Genomic DNA, 16,195 nt, shown 5'->3' on the forward strand with positions numbered 1-16,195 from the left:
CTACACGTCCCGGCTCACCGCCACCTTCTCCCGCAGAGCCGCGTGCGCCGCCGCCAGGCGCGCCACCGGCACGCGGTAGGGGGAGCAGGAGACGTAGTCCAGCCCGATCCGGTGGCAGAACTCCACCGACGAGGGCTCGCCGCCGTGCTCGCCGCAGATCCCCACCTCCAGGTCCGGACGCCGGCGGCGCCCCAGCTGGGTGGCCATCTCCATCAGCCGGCCCACGCCCTCCTGGTCCAGGACCGCGAAGGGGTCCTCGGACAGGATGCCCTTCTGCAGGTAGACGTGCAGGAACTTGGCCTGGGCGTCGTCCCGGCTGAACCCGAACACGGTCTGGGTGAGGTCGTTGGTCCCGAAGGAGAAGAACTCGGCCAGCTCGGCGATCTGGTCGGCGACCAGGCAGGCGCGGGGGATCTCGATCATGGTCCCGAACATGTAGCGCACCGGCACCCCGGACTCCTCCACCATCTGCCGGGCGATGGCCTCCAGCTGCTGGCGGACCACCCGCAGCTCGTTGGGGTGGCCCACCAGGGGGATCATGATCTCGGGGATGACCTCCACGCCCTCCTCCCGCCGCAGCTCGATGGCCGCCTGGAGGATGGCCCGCACCTGCATCTCGTTGATCTCGGGGTACAGGATGCCCAGCCGGCACCCGCGCAGGCCCAGCATCGGGTTGAACTCGTGCAGGGCCCGCACCCGGTGCAGCAGGGCCTCCTTCTCCTTCAGCCGCTCGCCGTCGCCCCGCAGCCGCAGCTCGGTGACCTCCACCAGCAGGTCTTCCAGGCGCGGCAGGAACTCGTGCAGGGGCGGGTCCAGCAGGCGGATGATCACCGGGCGGTTGCGCATCTCGCGGAAGATGCCCTTGAAGTCCTCCTTCTGGAAGACCAGCAGCTGGTCCAGGGCGGCCCGGCGTTCCTCCTCGGTGGCCGCCATGATCATGCGCTGCATGATGGGCAGGCGGTCTTCCTCCATGAACATGTGCTCGGTGCGGCACAGCCCGATGCCCTCGGCGCCGAACTCCACGGCCGTGCGGGCGTCCCGGGGGTAGTCGGCGTTGGCCCGCACCCCCAGCCGGCGCACCTGGTCGGCCCAGGACAGCAGCTCCTGGATCTCGCCGGTCAGCTGGGGCTCGATGACGGGCACCTCGCCCAGGATCACCTCCCCCGTGCTGCCGTCGATGGTGATCACGTCGCCTTCCCGGACCACCACGTCGCCGCTGGTGAACAGCCGGGCGTGCTCGTCGATGCGCACGCCCTCGGCGCCCACCACCGCCGGCTTGCCCATGCCCCGGGCCACGATGGCGGCGTGGCTGGTCATGCCGCCCCGGCTGGTCAGCACGCCCCGGGCGGCCACCAGCCCGTGGATGTCGTCGGGGCTGGTTTCGGGGCGCACCAGGATCACCGGCCGCTGGGCCGCCACCCGCACCGCCTCGTCGGCGTCGAAGACCACGGCGCCCGACGCCGCCCCGGGGCTGGCCGCCAGCCCGCGCCCGATCACCCGGCGGGGCGCCTGGGGGTCCAGGCGCGGGTGCAGCAGCTGCTCCAGGGACGCGGGCTCCACCCGCAGCAGCGCCTCCTCCCGGGAGATCAGGCCCTCGTGGACCATGTCCACGGCGATCTTCACCGCCGCCTGGGCGGTGCGCTTGCCGCTGCGGGTCTGCAGCAGGTACAGCCGGCCGTTTTCGATGGTGAACTCCACGTCCTGCACGTCCCGGTAGTGCCGCTCCAGCAGCTCGCACACCTGGAGGAACTGCCGGTGGACGTCGGGCATCTCGCGGGCCAGGTTCTCGATGGGCTGGGGGGTGCGCAGGCCCGCCACCACGTCCTCGCCCTGGGCGTTGAGCAGGTACTCGCCGTAGACCTTCTTCTCGCCGGTGGCGGGGTTGCGGGTGAAGGCCACGCCGGTGCCCGAGGTGGGCCCCAGGTTGCCGAACACCATCACCTGGACGTTCACCGCGGTGCCCAGGTCGTGGGGGATGCGGTGCACGGTCCGGTAGGTCACCGCCCGGGGGTTGTTCCACGACTCGAAGACCGCCCGGATGGCCATTTCCAGCTGCTCCCAGGGGTCGTCGGGGAAGTCCCGCCCGGTCTGCTCGCGCACGATGCGCCGGTAGTCCTCCAGCAGGGCGGCCAGGTCGTCGGCGGTCAGGTCCACGTCCTGGGTCACGCCCCGGGCCTGCTTGCGGGCCTGGAGGGCCTGCTCGAACAGCTCGTGCTTGATGCCCAGGACCACGTTGCCGAACATCTGCATGAAGCGCCGGTAGGAGTCGTAGGCGAACCGCGGGTTGCCCGTGGCCCGGGCCAGCCCCTCGCAGGTCCGGGGGTTGAGGCCCAGGTTGAGGACGGTGTCCATCATCCCGGGCATGCTGAACTTGGCGCCCGAGCGCACCGAGACCAGCAGCGGCGCCGACGGATCGCCGAACCGCCTGCCCGTGCGCTCCTCCAGGACGCGCATCTTCTGGCGCACCTCGTCCATCAGCCCGGGCGGGAACTGGCGGTCGCGCCGGTAGTACTCCAGGCAGGCCTCGGTGGTGATGGTGAAGCCGGGCGGCACGGGCAGCCCGATGCGGCTCATCTCGGCCAGGCCGGCCCCCTTGCCGCCCAGCAGGTCCCGCATGGTGGCGTCCCCTTCCTCGAACAGGAGGGTCCACCGGCCGCTGAACTTCCGCCGGCGCACCGGCGGCCGGACCGCCGCGCGGGTCCGGGCGGCGGTGCGGGCCGCGCTGGATCCAGAACGACGACGACGTACCTCCGCCATGGTTCACCTCTCCGTGGAGAGTCTCGCTGCGTGTCTCCGGGTGTCGCGCCGCGATGCGGCCTCCGCCGCCCGGGATGGCGGGCCCGCCGCGACGGCGGCCGGAGCCTCCGGAACCGCACTGATCCGGGAGAAGTCCCCCACCGTCCGGAACAGGTCCACCACCGCCCGCAGCAGCGCGAGCCGGTTGGCGCGCACCCGGGCATCCGGAGCCATCACCAGCACCTCGTCGAAGACGCGGTCCACCAGCGCCGGCACGCCGGCCAGCGCCTCCACCGCCTGCAGGTAGTCGCCGGATTCGGCGGCCTGCCGCAGCCGGGGGCGGAGCTGCTCCACCTCCCGGTAGAGATCGGCTTCCGCCGCGCTCTCAAACAGGGCGGGATCCACCTGCGGGGCCGCCTCCGGAGTGAGGATGCGGGCGGCCCGCTCGGCGGCCGTCAGCAGTCGTCCCCACTCGGGCCGGCCGGAGGCCTCCTGCAGCGCCCGCGCCCGCTCGGCGGCGGCCAGCAGGTCGGCGCCGCTGACCGCCACGGCCGCGTCCACCAGGTCCGGCCGCAGCCCGCGCTCCACCAGCGAGGCGCGCAGGCGCTGGCGGAGGATCTCCAGGGCCTGCTCGGCGGCCTCGGGGACGCCGAAGGGCTCCGCGGCCGCCCGGCACAGGTCGTCGAGGGGAATGCGCTCTCCCAGCATGAGGACGATCTCCACCACGCCCTGGGCCACCCGGCGCAGGCCGTAGGGGTCGGCCGAGCCGGTGGGAGCCAGCCCCGCGGCCAGCCCGCCCACCAGCGTGTCCACCCGGTCGGCCAGGCCCAGCAGTGCTCCCAGGCGCGTGCGCGGCGGGCTGTCGGAGGCTCCGGCGGGCCGGTAGTGCTCCCCGATGGCCCGGGCCACCTCCGCCGGCTCGCCGTCCAGTTCCGCGTAGATCTGTCCCACCACGCCCTGCAGCTCGGGAAACTCCCCCACCATCTTGGTGACCAGGTCGGCCTTGCACAGGGTGGCCGCCCGCAGCAGGGCCTCGGTGGTGTGGCCGTCCAGCAGCATCCGCGCCGCCAGGTGGCGGGCCAGGGCGGTGATCCGGCGGGTCTTGTCGGCCATCGTCCCCAGGCGCTCGTGCACCACCACCCCCTCCAGCCGGCGGGCGTGCTCCTCCAGCCGGTGGCGGCGGTCGTCCTCGAAGAAGAAGCGGGCGTCGGCCAGGCGGGCGTGCAGGACCCACTCGTGGCCCCGGCGCACGGTGTCCAGGTGGACCCGGTCGCCGTCCCGCACCGCGATGAAGTACGGCAGCAGCCGCCCGCCCTCGGCCTCCACGGCGAAGTACTTCTGGTGGTGCTGCATCACCGTCACCAGCACCGGCCGCGGCAGGTCCAGGAACTGCTCGCTGTACGATCCCCGGAAGACCTGGGGGTGCTCCACGCTCATCACGACCTCGTCCAGCAGCGACGGATCCAGCACCGGCGCCCCGCCCACCGCCCGGGCCAGGGCCGCAGCCTGCGCGGTGATGACCCGGCGCCGGCGGGCCGGGTCGACCATCACGCCCGCCGCCCGCAGGACCCGCACGTAGTCGGCCGGCGACGGAATCCGGCGGCGCCGCCCGCCGTCCAGGACCCGGTGGCCGACCGTCAGCGCCCCGGACTGTACCCCGGCCACCTGCAGCGGCAGGACCTGCCGCCCCCACAGGGCCACCACCCACCGGATGGGGCGGGCAAAGCGCGCCTCCCCGTCTCCCCACCGCATGGTCTTGGAGAAGGACAGGCCCCGGACCACCTCCTCCAGGGCCGCGGGCAGGACCTCGGCGGCCGGCCGCCCGGGCTCGGCGAGGACCGCCACCGCGTACCGGCGGCCGTCGGACTCCCGCACCTGCAGCTGCTCCACCGGGACGCCCTGGCTGCGGGCGAATCCCCGGGCCGCCTCGGTGGGCTGGCCGCGGCTGTCGAAGGCCACGTGGGCCGCCGGCCCCCGCACCTCCCGCACGGCGGGCGCCTGGCGGGGCGCCACCTGGCGGACCACGGCCGCCAGCCGGCGCGGGGTCCCGTAGGTCCGCACGGGTCCCGCCTTCAGGCGCAGCGACCGCAGCGCCTGCGCGATGCCGGAGGCCAGCTGCTCCAGAGCCGGCGCGATCTCCCGCGGAGGGAGCTCCTCGGTCCCGATTTCCAGCAGCAGGTCGGGCATCAGCGGGTGCGGGCGGCCACAGGCGCCTCCCGCAGCAGGGGATAGCCCTGCTCGGCCCGCCGGGCCACGTAGCGCTCCGCGCACCGGCGGGCCAGGGCCCGGCACCGCGCCATCAGGGCCGTGCGCTCGGCCACCGTGATCGCCCCGCGGGCGTCCAGCAGGTTGAACAGGTGCGAGCACTTCAGCACGTGGTCGTACGCCGGCAGGACCAGGCCCAGATCCAGCAGCCGGCCGGCCTCCCGCTCGCTGCTGGCGAAGGCGTCCCGCAGCGCGGGCACGTCGGCGTGGTCGAAGGCGTACGCCGACTGCTCGGCCTCCTCCTGCCGGCGCACCTCCCCGTAGGTGATGCCGGGCGCCCACTCGATGTCGTAGACGCTGGACCGCCCCTGGATGTACATGGTGATGCGCTCCAGGCCGTAGGTGATCTCGGCGGCCACGGGGCGCACCTCCAGGCCGCCCATCTGCTGGAAGTAGGTGAACTGGGTGATCTCGTTGCCGTCCAGGAACACCTGCCAGCCCAGCCCCGCGGCCCCCAGGGTCGGCGACTCCCAGTCGTCCTCCAGGAACCGCACGTCGTGCTCCCGCAGGCGGATGCCCAGGGCCGCCAGGCTGGCCAGGTACAGGTCCTGGACGTCGTCGGGAGAGGGCTTGAGGATCACCTGGTACTGGTAGTGCTTGAACAGCCGGTGGGGGTTCTCCCCGTAGCGCCCGTCGGCCGGGCGGCGGGACGGCTGCACGTAGGCCACCCGCCAGGGCTCGGGGCCCAGCGAGCGGAGGAACGTGGCCGGGTGCATCGTCCCCGCCCCCACCTCCAGGTCGTAGGGCTGCTCGATGAGACAGCCCCGGGCCGCCCAGTACCGCTCCAGGGCCATGATCACGTCCTGAAAGGTCATCGGATCACCCGGGTGGGTGAAACGTTGGAACGTTCAAACGTTGGAACGTTGAAACGTTGGATCGTTGGAACATCGTGGCTGACGTTTCAACGCTTCAACGGTTCAACGTTTCAACGGTTCAACGGTCTTTTCTCTCCGCTCCCTACCCGATCCCCAGGGGTTCTTCGGACCGCTCCCGCTCCCGCCGCCGCACCGACGGCATCGGGACGCTGCTGAGGACGGCGGCCACCGCGAACGCCACCGCCCCGGCCACCGCCCACGACACCGGCAGCTCGATCACCCGGTCCTCGGTCTTGAGCCGCACCACGCCGTCGGGACCGGGCCGGACGACCCCCCGCGCCTCCTCCAGCGCCGTGCCCAGCTGCAACAACGCCCGTCGCGCCCGCTCCAGGTCCAGCTCCACCGCCTGTCACCTCCACCCGCCACTATAGCACACCGCCGGACGACGTCTGTCGGATCGCCACCCGATCAGCCCTCCTCCTGTCGGTCCCCCTCCGCCGGCGGGTGATGCGGACGGTCGGCGGAGCCCGGCCGCGGCGCGGGTGACACCCCCAGCCGGCGCGCCACGGCGGGCACGCGCAGGGTGGTCTCCAGCCGGTATTCCAGGTAGCGGCGCAGCGCCCGCCCCACCTCCTCCCGCACGCGCCGGTCCCAGGCGGCGGGGTCCTCTGGCGGCGCGGCGGCGTCCAGCAGGTGCTCCAGAGCACCGCGCGCCCGGGCCGACAGCGGTTCCGCGGCGGGATCCCGCTGGCGGTGGGCGCCGCAGAGCACGCCGCCCAGGGCCAGGCTCAGCGCCCCGGCCGGGGCGGCCCGGCCGCACACCTGGCAGCGGGCGAGCTGCGGAGCGTAGCCGCTGCGGACCAGGACCTGCGCCGCCGCCCACAGGGCCGCCAGCTCGGGGTCGCCGGTCTCGATGGCGCCCAGGGCGCGGTCGAGGACGTCGAACATCTCCGGGGCCGGCTGGCGCTCGTCGGTGGCCCGGTCCACCACCTCCACCGCGAAGGCGGCGGCGCTGAGCCGGTCCAGGTCCTCCCGCAGCCGGGCCCGGGAGGCCACCACCTCCACCTGAGTCACCACATCCAGGGTGCGTCCCACCGCCAGCAGCGCCCGGACGCGGGAAAATGGCTCCAGGCGGCCGGCCAGGCGGCTGCCCGGACGGCGCGCCCCGCGGGCCACGGCCGCCACCTTCCCCTGGTCGCGGCAGAACAGGGTCACCACCCGGTCGGCCTCACCCAGCGGGGTGCGGCGCAGCACGATGGCCTCGACCCTGTAGACGGGCATCGCTCAGAAGGCGGCGACCAGCAGCAGGCTGAGGATCGCCATGCCGGCGACGGTGACTCCCGCCACCGCGTTGGCCGCCGGCGTGTTGACGTGGGGGCCCATCACCGCCGGGTCGTTCACCAGGAGGATGATGACGGCGAGGACGGCGGGCAGCAGGATGCCGTTGAGGACCTGGGAGAGGACCATGACCCGGACCAGGGGCAGGCCCGGGATCAGGATGACCAGGGCCGAGGCCACCAGGACCCCGGTGAACAGGCCGAAGAACACCGGCGCCTCCCCGACGGACCGGTCCAGGCCGGCCTCCCACCCGAAGGCCTCGCACACGGCGTAGGCCGTGGACAGGGGAATGATGGCCACGGAGAAGACGGCGGCGTTCAGCAGCCCGGCGGCGAACAGCCCCGCGGCGTACCGGCCGGCCAGCGGCTCCAGGGCCCGCGCGGCGTCGGCGGCGGTGCTGATCGGCGTCCCGTGGACGTAGAGGGTGGCACCGCAGGCCACGACGATGAAGAACGCCACCAGGTTGGTGGTGAGCATGCCCAGGTAGGTGTCCAGCCGCACCTGGGGGTAGTCCCGGACGGTCAGCCCCTTGTCCACCACGGCGGCCTGCTGGTAGAACTGCATCCACGGCGCGATGGTGGTCCCCACCACGCCGATGGCCATGGCCACGAACGCGGGGTCGCGGGAGAACGCCGGGGTCACCGTCGCCCGCAGGACCTCCCCCCAGGGCGGGCGGGCCAGGACCGCCGACGCCACGTAGGTCGCGTAGACCAGGGTGGCGGCCAGGAACACCCGCTCCACCCGGCGGTAGGTGCCGCGCACCACGAGGAGCCACACCGCCGCGGCCGCCAGCGGCACCGCCAGGTAGCGGCTGATGCCGAAGATCTCGGCCGCACCCGCCACGCCGGCGAAGTCTCCCACGGTGTTGGCCCAGTTGGCCACGACCAGGACGCCCATGACCAGGACGGTGGTCCGGACCCGGAAGCGTTCCCGGATCAGGTCGGCCAGCCCCTTGCCCGTCACCGCCCCCATCCGGGCTACCATCTCCTGGACCACGGCCAGGGCCACGGTCGAGAGCAGCAGCGTCCACAGCAGCCGGTAGCCGAAGGCAGCCCCCGCCACCGAGTAGGTGGCGATGCCGTTGGCGTCGTTGTCCACGTTGCCGGTGATGATCCCGGGGCCCATGACAGCCGCGAACGCGGCCAGGCGGGCCCAGCGTGCGGCGAGCCACCCCCGCCCGGGCAGACCGACCCGGGCGTCTGCGGGTGCCCGGCGCCGGCGGGAGAAGATCACCGCCGTCTCCGGGCGCGCCGGCGGAACCGGGGCGGGACCCGGCGGCGGCCTTTGCGCAGGACCACGTCCATGACGTCGTCGACCGTCACCACCCCCAGCAGCCGGCCGTCGGGATCCACCACGGGCAGGGCCAGCAGGTCGTAGGTGGTCAGGGCCGCGGCCACCGTCTCCAGGTCGTCGTCGGGGTGCAGCGTCACCACCTGAGGGGTCATGATCTCCGCGATGGGGGTGGCGGGACTGGCCACGATCAGCGCCCGCAGGGGCAGGACCCCCACCAGGCGGCCGGCGCCGTCCACCACGTACAGGTAGTAGATGTGTTCGGCTCGGGGAGCCAGGGCGCGCAGCCGCTGGAGGGTCTGGTCCACCGTCAGGTCCCGGGGCAGGGCGATCGCCTCGGTGGTCATCACGCTGCCGGCCGTGCCCTCGGGATACTGGAGCAGCGTCCGGACGTCGCGGGCCTCCTCGGGGGCCATGTGGCTGATCAGTTCCTGGGCCCGCTCGGGGGGCAGGTCGGTGAGGATGTCGGTGGCGTCGTCGGGCGCCATCTCCTCCAGGATGTCGGCGGCCACGTCGGTGGGCAGGGTGCGCATCACGTCGGCCTGCACCTGGGGCGCGGCCTCGGCCAGGGCCTCCGCCGCCTGCTCGTGGCCCAGGGCGGCCACCACCTCGACCCGCTCGGCCCGGTCCAGGTCGGCCATCAGCGCTGCCAGGTCGGCCGGGTGGATCTCCCGCAGCCTCTGCCGGGAGATGCTCAGGCGCACCGCCGTCCGCGGGCCCGCAAACGCCGCGACCATCGCCCAGGGGATGAGCCGCTCCGGCAGCTGCCGTCCCAGCAGGCCGGCGACCCACCGCGCCGCCCGTTCCAGGCCCACGCGCCGCAGCAGTCCCGCCGTCCCCACGTCCACGGCCGACAGCCGCAGGGACCCCTCGGCCGGGGACAGCTGCAGGTCGTTGACCCGGACCACCTTCAGCCCGTCGGTGTCCACCACCTGGGTGTCCAGCAGGTCTCCCAGCAGCATCTCCTCCGGCTGCAGCGGGCGCGGCTGGAGGTGGCGGCGGGCCACCCGCAGCCTCACCTCCCCCGGGCCCAGGCGGTCCACCGCCTCCCAGGGGATCAGCGCCACCTTGCTGCGGTCCCCGCGCATCCACAGCCCGGTGACCCGGGGCAGGGGATCCCGCAGGTCCACCGCCACGTCCCCCAGGACACCCAGACGGGTTCCCTCGCTGTCGACGATGGCCGCGCGCAGGATGGTGCTGACGTACACGCCCACACCCCCGGCCAAGATGCGTGGGCTTCTTCCTGCCCTCCCCGCCTCTTCCCTCTTGCTTCTTCCCTCTTCCCTACTGCGGATACAGCCGCCTCACCACGGCGTCCTGGTCGCGCCAGCGCGGGGTCGTCTTGACCCACAGGTCCAGGTACACCCGGCGGCCCAGCAGCGCCTCGATCTCCTGCCGCGCCCTCCGGCCGACCTCCCGCAGCATGCGCCCGTCCCGGCCGATGAGGATCTTCTTGTGGGACTCCCGCTCCACGTGCAGGGTGGCCCGGATGTAGACCACGTCCGTCCCCTCCCGGGGGGCGAACTCCTCGATCTCGACGGCGATGCCGTGGGGGACCTCCTCCCGGGTCAGGTGGATGGCGGCCTCCCGGATGAGCTCCCGGGCCAGGAACTGCTCGGGCTGGTCGGTCACCATGTCCGGGGGGTAGTACGGCGGCCCCACCGGCAGCAGGCCCACCAGGGTCTCCACCAGCCGGTCCAGGCCGGCGCCGGTCAGGGCGGAGACCGGCAGGACCGCTGTCCACGTCCCCAGGCCGGCGACCCGGTCCTGGACGGCGGCCAGGCCGGCCGGATCGGTCCGGTCCACCTTGTTGAGGACCGCCACCACCGGCGCCGCCTGGGCCCGCAGCCGGGCGGCCACCTCCTCGTCCTCTGCGGTCACGCCCTCGGAGGCGTCCACCACCCACGCCACCGCGTCGGCGTCGGCCACCGCCCGGACGGCGGTCTCGACCATCCACTGCCCCAGCCGGTGCCGGGGCTGGTGCAGTCCGGGGGTGTCGACGAAGACCAGCTGGGCGTGCGGGAGGGTCAGGATGGCGGCGAGGCGGCTGCGGGTGGTCTGGGGGACCGGGGCGGTGATGGCCACCTTGTGCCCCACCAATCGGTTGACCAGCGTGGACTTGCCCACGTTGGGGCGGCCCACCACGGCCACGAAGCCCGAGCGGTGGTCGGGGGGCGGGGAACTGCCGGGAGCCGGAATCGGGAATCGGGGATCCGAGTGCCGGGATGCGGGGTCCGGAAGGACGTCCCTCCCCCTTTCACCCTCCAGCCTCCGACCTTCAACCTTCACCGTACCCGTCGCCGGGGCAGGCGGTCGGCCAGAAACGGTTCCGCCAGCAGGCGGCGCAGCGACCGCACCCGGACGCGGCCGCCGGGCGTGGCCGCCACCACCCGCCGGACGCCGAACTCCGCCATCACCTGGCGGCAGGCGCCGCAGGGCATCGCCGGATCGTCTCCGTCGGCCACCACCGCCACCTCCACCACGCGGCGGTGGCCGTCCGCCACCGCCCGGTGGATGGCCACCCGCTCGGCGCAGTGGGACAGGGAGTAGGACGCGTTCTCCACGTTGCACCCGGTGTAGATGGACCCGTCGGCGGTGCGCACCGCCGCCCCCACCCGGAAGCCCGAGTACGGCGCATACGCGTGCCGCCGGGCCTGCGAGGCGGCCTCGATCAGTTCCGCCAGCCCGCGGGCGCGGGTCCCCCGCCGCGTCATGGGCGCCTGGCCGCCGTGGGGCCCGCCACCGTCAGCGGGTGGGAGGGGGTGACGATCCCTCCCGACATCACCATCTTGAGGGCGTCCTCCACGGACATCTCCAGGGGGATCACCTGGTCTTCGGGCACCAGCACCAGAAAGCCGGTGGTGGGGTTGGGCGTGGTCACCACGAACACGTTGAGCACCCGCTCGGGGGTCCGCTCCTGGGGTTCGCCCACGCTCTCTCCGGTCACGAACCCCACCGTGTAGATGCCCCGCCGGGGCCACTCGATCAGGACCACCCGCTGAAAGGCGGACCGCCGCTGCAGGAACAGGCTGTCGGTGAGCTGCTTGACCGCCGAGTAGACGCTGCGGGCCAGGGGGATGCGCAGCATCAGCCGGTCGACCAGCTCCACCACCCGCCGGCCCAGCATGTTGGTGGCCAGCATGCCGGAGACCAGGATCACCACCAGCAGGGTCAGCAGGCCCAGCAGGGGAATCCGGGTGCCGATCAGGGGGACGAAGAACTGGCCCAGCAGGCCGTCCAGCACCCGCAGCGCCCACAGCAGGACGTTGAGGGTGACCGCCAGGGGCAGGACCACGATGAGGCCGGTGATGAAGTAGCGGCGCAGGCGGGCACGCATCGAGGACCGCACGCCTCCCGGCGGTGGGGCGGCCCCCTTCACGGCCGCAGGGGGCCCGCCGGCACCTTGCGGGTGATCCGGACGCGGGCGATCCGGTGGCCCTCCAGCTTCTCGACCACGATCTCCACGTCGCCGACGGTCACCGTCTCCCCCTGCTGGGGGACGTGACCCAGCAGCGCGAAGACGAATCCGCCCACCGTGTCCACCTCGCCAGTGGGCAGGTGCAGCCCCATCAGCTCGTTGACCTCTTCCAGGCTCATGCGCCCGTCCACCAGGGCGGTGTGGGCGTCCACCTGCTCGAACAGCTTCTCCTCCACGTCGTACTCGTCCAGGATCGGCCCCACGATCTCCTCGAGCAGGTCTTCCACCGTCACCAGGCCGGCCGTGCCGCCGTACTCGTCCACCACGATGGCCATGTGGGTCCGCCGGCGGCGCATCTCCCGGAACAGGTCGTCCAGCCGCTTGCTCTCGGGCACGAAGAACGCCGGCCGCATGACCTCCCGCACCGGGAGGGCGTTGTGGCCGGCCCGGATGTGGCTGAGCAGGTCTTTGACGTGCACCACCCCGACGATCTGGTCGATGGTCTCGCGGTAAACCGGGATGCGGGAGTGCCCTTCCTCGATGACGACCCGCAGCACGCCCTCCAGGGGCGTGGTGTCCTCCACGCACACCATGTCGATGCGCGGGACCATCACCTCCCGGACCACCTTGTCCCCGAACTCGAAGATGGAGTGGATCATCTGACGCTCGTCCTTTTCGATGACCCCCTCCTCTTCGCCGAGCTTCAGCAGCAGCCGGATCTCCTCTTCCGTCACCAGGGGCGAGGTCAGGTCCACCCGCCCGCCCAGGGGGCGCACCAGCAGGTTGCTCGCCACCGACAGGACCCGGATCACCGGGGCCAGCAGCGCGGTCAGCGCCGCCACCGGGCGGCTGACCCACAGGCTCAGCCGGTCGGCGTGCTTGGCGGCAAACGTCTTGGGGGTGATCTCGCTGACGATGAGCAGGACCACCGACATCACCGCCACAGCCGCCCACGGGCCGCGGCGGATCCCCAGCAGGTCCACGAACAGGCTCGCGGCCAGGACCGAGGCGGCGATGTTGACCAGGTTGTTGCCCACCAGCAGGGCCGTCAGCACCCGCCCGGGATCCTCCAGCAGACGCAGCACGCGGGCAGCGCGGGGATCACCCGCATCGCGCTGCTGGCGCAGCCTCAACCGGTTGGCGGCCAGGAGGGCAGTTTCGGATCCCGAGAAGAACGCCGACAGAATCAATAAGGCAGCCAGCAGAACCCAGCCCCACGGGCTACTCGACGGATCCAACGACGGCAGTCACTCCTTTTGACGCGGGCGCGTCGCTACCGATTATACCACGCCCTGCAGCCCCTGTTCCCTTTTCCCTTCTCCCTTTTCCCTTTTCCTTTTTCCCTTTTCCCTACTGATGCAGGATCTTCGACAGAAACTGGCGCGTGCGGGGGTGGGTGGGAGCGGTGAAGAAGTGCTCGGGGGGACCCTCTTCCACGATGACCCCTTCGTCCATGAAGACCATGCGGTCGGCCACCTCGCGGGCAAACCCCATCTCGTGGGTGACCACGATCATCGTCATGCCGGCGTCCCGCGCCAGGCCCCGCATCACGTCCAGGACCTCCTGGATCATCTCCGGGTCCAGGGCGGAGGTCGGTTCGTCGAAGAGCATGATCTTGGGCTGCATGGCCAGCGCCCGGGCGATGGCCACCCGCTGCTGCTGGCCGCCCGACAGCTGGGCGGGATAGGCGTGGGCTTTCTCGGGGATGCCGACCCGCTCCAGCAGCTCCAGGGCGATGCGTTCGGCCCGCTCCCGGGGCCACCGGCGGACGACGAGGGGCGCCAGGGTGATGTTCTGCAGGGCCGTGAGGTGGGGGAACAGGTTGAACGACTGGAAGACCATGCCCACCTCGCTGCGCACGGCGTCGATGTTGCGCACGTCGTCGGTGAGCTCGATGCCGTCCACCACGATCCGTCCCCGCTGGTGGCTCTCCAGCCGGTTGATGCACCGGATCATGGTGGACTTGCCCGAGCCCGACGGGCCGGCCACCACCACCACCTCGCCCGGCCACACCTGGAGGTTGATCCCCCGCAGGACGTGCAGGCGGCCGAACCACTTGTGGACGTCCTCCAGGATGATGATGGGCTCGCCGGTCCGCGGCGGCGGTGTGTGCACCCGGTCCTGGGTCATCGACATGGACCTCTCCTCATCTTCAGTATAGCCCGGAGCCGGCCGCCCTCACCGCTCGCCCAGCCCCATGGCCTTCTCCAGCCGGCGGCTGGCGGCCGAGAGGATCGAGGTGAAGGCGAAGTACACCACCAGCAGGAAGACGTACACCTCCTGCACGTCGTGGAGATACCGGGTGATGGCCAGCAGCGCCCGCCCGGTCCCCACCAGCTCGCTGAGGCCGATGATGACCGCCAGGGACGTGTCCTTGAACAGGCTGATGAACTGTCCCACCAGGGCGGGGATCATGTTCGTGATGGCCTGGGGGAGGACCACGGTGCGCATGGTCTGCCACCCGCTCAGCCCCAGGGCGCGGGCCGCCTCCACCTGTCCCCGGGATACCGACTGGATGCCTCCGCGGACGATCTCGGCCACGTAGGCCGAGGTGAACACCGTCATGGCCACCATGGCCCGCTGGACCCGGCTCAGGGCGTCCCCCGACACCAGGGTCACGAACACCGAAAACCACAGGAGGACGGTGATGAAGGGGACGCCGCGGATCACCTCGATGTACACCGTGGCCAGGGCGCGGACCACCGGCAGGCGGCTGACCCGACCGATACCGACCACCACCCCGATGGGGAACGACGCCCCGATGGCCACCGCCGCCAGGAGCACGGTGAGGTACAGCCCCCCCACCTGGTCCAGCCGCACCGGCGACATCACCCACCCCGCGCCCACCAGAACGCCGGCCCACGCCCCGGCCAGGCGCCGGCCGGCCACCCCCGCCCGCAGACCCAGGACGGTGAGCGCGGCCATGGCCACCACCAGGCCGCCCGCCCAGTAGGCGCGCCAGACCAGTTCCACGGGCATCAGCCCCACCAGCCAGAAGCGCAGGTTCTCGGTGACCACCGCCCAGTGGGCGCGGGCCGCCCACCGGGCCACCGAGGCCGCGGCGGCCAGGACGCCGGCGGCGGTGAGCACCGTCAGCAGGGAGTTGGCCACCCCGTCGAAGAGGTTGCGGCGGGCCCACTCCCGGACCGTCAGCCGCTCCGCCGGCGCAGCCAGGACATCGGCGCGCGTCGCCACGGACGGCTCCCTACAGGGTGCCCGGCAGCGCCAGCCGGGCCCGCACCAGGTTCAGCGCGGCGGCGATGCTCAGGGACAGGGCCAGGTAGGCCAGGGTCACCACGGTGAACGCCTCCAGGGAGCGGAACGACTGGCTGCTGACCGTGTTGGCGGCGGTCAGCAGCTCGGCGTAGCCGATCCCGATGGCCAGACTGCTGTTCTTGGTCAGGTTCAGGAACTGGTTGCCCAGGGGCGGGATGACGATGCGGAAGGCCTGGGGCAGGACCACGTGGCGCAGCGCCTGCCCGTAGGTGAGCCCCAGGCTGCGGGCCGCCTCCATCTGTCCCCGGGGCACCGCCAGGATGCCGCCCCGCACGATCTCGCCGATGAACGCCGAGGTGTACACCGCCAGGCCGATGACCAGGGCGGCCAGTTCCGGAGGGAGCTGGTAGCCGCCGTCCACCACCAGGCGTCCGAACCGCTCCACCACCTGCCCGCCCACCGCCAGCCCCGAGTTGGTCAGCGTCACCGGGCCCGCCCGCAGCGGCGGGCGGGCCGGCGAGCCGTCGGGCAGCTGCAGGAAGACGGCAAAGTACCAGAAAAACAGCTGGACCAGCAGCGGGGTGTTGCGCAGGGCTTCCACGTAGGCCAGGCTCAGCCGCGCGACCAGCCAGTTGCGGGACAGGCGGGCCACCCCCACCAGGACGCCCAGGGCCGTGGCCAGGACGATGCCCACCACCGCGACCTGCACGGTGTTGAACAGGCCGGCGATGATGGCCTCGGCGTTGCTGTCGGTGGGCTCGAAGGGCTTGAGATGCAGGGTCTGCAGGTCCAGGGTGACCGTGAGGGCGGACAGCTCAAAACCGGCCGGCTGAGTGAAGACCCCCCAGTCCAGACGGATGTTCTGACGGGCGAAGCTGGCCCGCAGGGCGAGGGTGGCGGCCCACAGGCCTCCCGCCACGGCCGCGAGGACGACCACCTGGGCGGCCGCGGCCAGGATGCGGGCGTTCCGCCACGGGGGCGGGCCGGCCCGCCGCGAGGGGGGAGTTGCCTGTCTGTCCGGTGTGGGTTGCCGCATACCTGGATCCGGTAGCGGGCGGGCTCCGGCCTGCTGGAGCCCGCCCGCCTCATCGGCCCCTCACCCTGCCCTCTCCCCACC

14 protein-coding genes are annotated in these 16,195 nt (G+C 72.6%); all 14 read right to left on the reverse strand.

Features of this window, described 5'->3' with window-relative positions:
- The 14 genes from ppdK to RB150_03420 all read right to left on the reverse strand — a co-directional run bounded on the left by ppdK (position 1) and on the right by RB150_03420 (position 16,114).
- Positions 1-2,757, reverse strand: a complete 2,757-nt coding sequence (ppdK, locus tag RB150_03355) for a pyruvate, phosphate dikinase (protein MDQ7819578.1) — start codon at positions 2,755-2,757, stop codon at positions 1-3.
- 3 nt (positions 2,758-2,760) lie between these two features.
- On the reverse strand, positions 2,761-4,923 hold the full coding sequence (glyS, locus tag RB150_03360) for a glycine--tRNA ligase subunit beta (GenBank protein MDQ7819579.1): 2,163 nt from the start codon (positions 4,921-4,923) through the stop codon (positions 2,761-2,763).
- Positions 4,923-5,816, reverse strand: a complete 894-nt coding sequence (locus RB150_03365; GenBank protein ID MDQ7819580.1) for a glycine--tRNA ligase subunit alpha — start codon at positions 5,814-5,816, stop codon at positions 4,923-4,925. Before RB150_03365 ends, glyS begins: the two co-directional genes overlap by 1 nt.
- A 142-nt stretch (positions 5,817-5,958) precedes the next feature.
- Complete coding sequence (locus tag RB150_03370; protein ID MDQ7819581.1) at positions 5,959-6,219, reverse strand: hypothetical protein; 261 nt, start codon at positions 6,217-6,219, stop codon at positions 5,959-5,961.
- Between the two features lie 65 nt (positions 6,220-6,284).
- The gene (recO, locus tag RB150_03375; GenBank protein ID MDQ7819582.1) at positions 6,285-7,097 is read right to left on the reverse strand and encodes a DNA repair protein RecO; all 813 of its coding nucleotides are present in this window, start codon (positions 7,095-7,097) and stop codon (positions 6,285-6,287) included.
- A gap of 3 nt (positions 7,098-7,100) precedes the next feature.
- Entirely contained in the window at positions 7,101-8,387 is a 1,287-nt protein-coding gene (locus tag RB150_03380) for an Nramp family divalent metal transporter (protein MDQ7819583.1), read from the reverse strand.
- Positions 8,384-9,670 (reverse strand): CBS domain-containing protein, encoded by a 1,287-nt coding sequence (locus RB150_03385; protein ID MDQ7819584.1) that lies wholly within the window; start codon positions 9,668-9,670, stop codon positions 8,384-8,386. Before RB150_03385 ends, RB150_03380 begins: the two co-directional genes overlap by 4 nt.
- A gap of 58 nt (positions 9,671-9,728) precedes the next feature.
- On the reverse strand, positions 9,729-10,643 hold the full coding sequence (era, locus tag RB150_03390) for a GTPase Era (protein ID MDQ7819585.1): 915 nt from the start codon (positions 10,641-10,643) through the stop codon (positions 9,729-9,731).
- An 86-nt stretch (positions 10,644-10,729) separates the two neighbouring features.
- A complete protein-coding gene (locus RB150_03395; protein ID MDQ7819586.1) occupies positions 10,730-11,158 on the reverse strand; it encodes a cytidine deaminase in 429 nt (142 codons plus the stop codon).
- Positions 11,155-11,781, reverse strand: coding sequence for a DUF502 domain-containing protein (locus RB150_03400; protein ID MDQ7819587.1), 627 nt, complete (start codon positions 11,779-11,781; stop codon positions 11,155-11,157). Before RB150_03400 ends, RB150_03395 begins: the two co-directional genes overlap by 4 nt.
- Positions 11,782-11,819: 38 nt before the next feature.
- Positions 11,820-13,100 carry a hemolysin family protein gene (locus tag RB150_03405; GenBank protein ID MDQ7819588.1) on the reverse strand — a complete coding sequence of 427 codons (1,281 nt, stop codon included), beginning with the start codon at positions 13,098-13,100 and terminating at the stop codon, positions 11,820-11,822.
- 112 nt (positions 13,101-13,212) lie between these two features.
- Positions 13,213-13,998 carry an amino acid ABC transporter ATP-binding protein gene (locus tag RB150_03410; protein ID MDQ7819589.1) on the reverse strand — a complete coding sequence of 262 codons (786 nt, stop codon included), beginning with the start codon at positions 13,996-13,998 and terminating at the stop codon, positions 13,213-13,215.
- A gap of 42 nt (positions 13,999-14,040) precedes the next feature.
- The gene (locus RB150_03415) at positions 14,041-15,057 is read right to left on the reverse strand and encodes an amino acid ABC transporter permease (protein MDQ7819590.1); all 1,017 of its coding nucleotides are present in this window, start codon (positions 15,055-15,057) and stop codon (positions 14,041-14,043) included.
- A 10-nt stretch (positions 15,058-15,067) separates the two neighbouring features.
- On the reverse strand, positions 15,068-16,114 hold the full coding sequence (locus tag RB150_03420) for an ABC transporter permease subunit (protein ID MDQ7819591.1): 1,047 nt from the start codon (positions 16,112-16,114) through the stop codon (positions 15,068-15,070).
- Positions 16,115-16,195: the final 81 nt, after the last annotated feature.

Source organism: Armatimonadota bacterium (assembly GCA_031081675.1).
Taxonomy (GTDB): Bacteria; Sysuimicrobiota; Sysuimicrobiia; order Sysuimicrobiales; family Kaftiobacteriaceae; genus Calidihabitans; species Calidihabitans tengchongensis.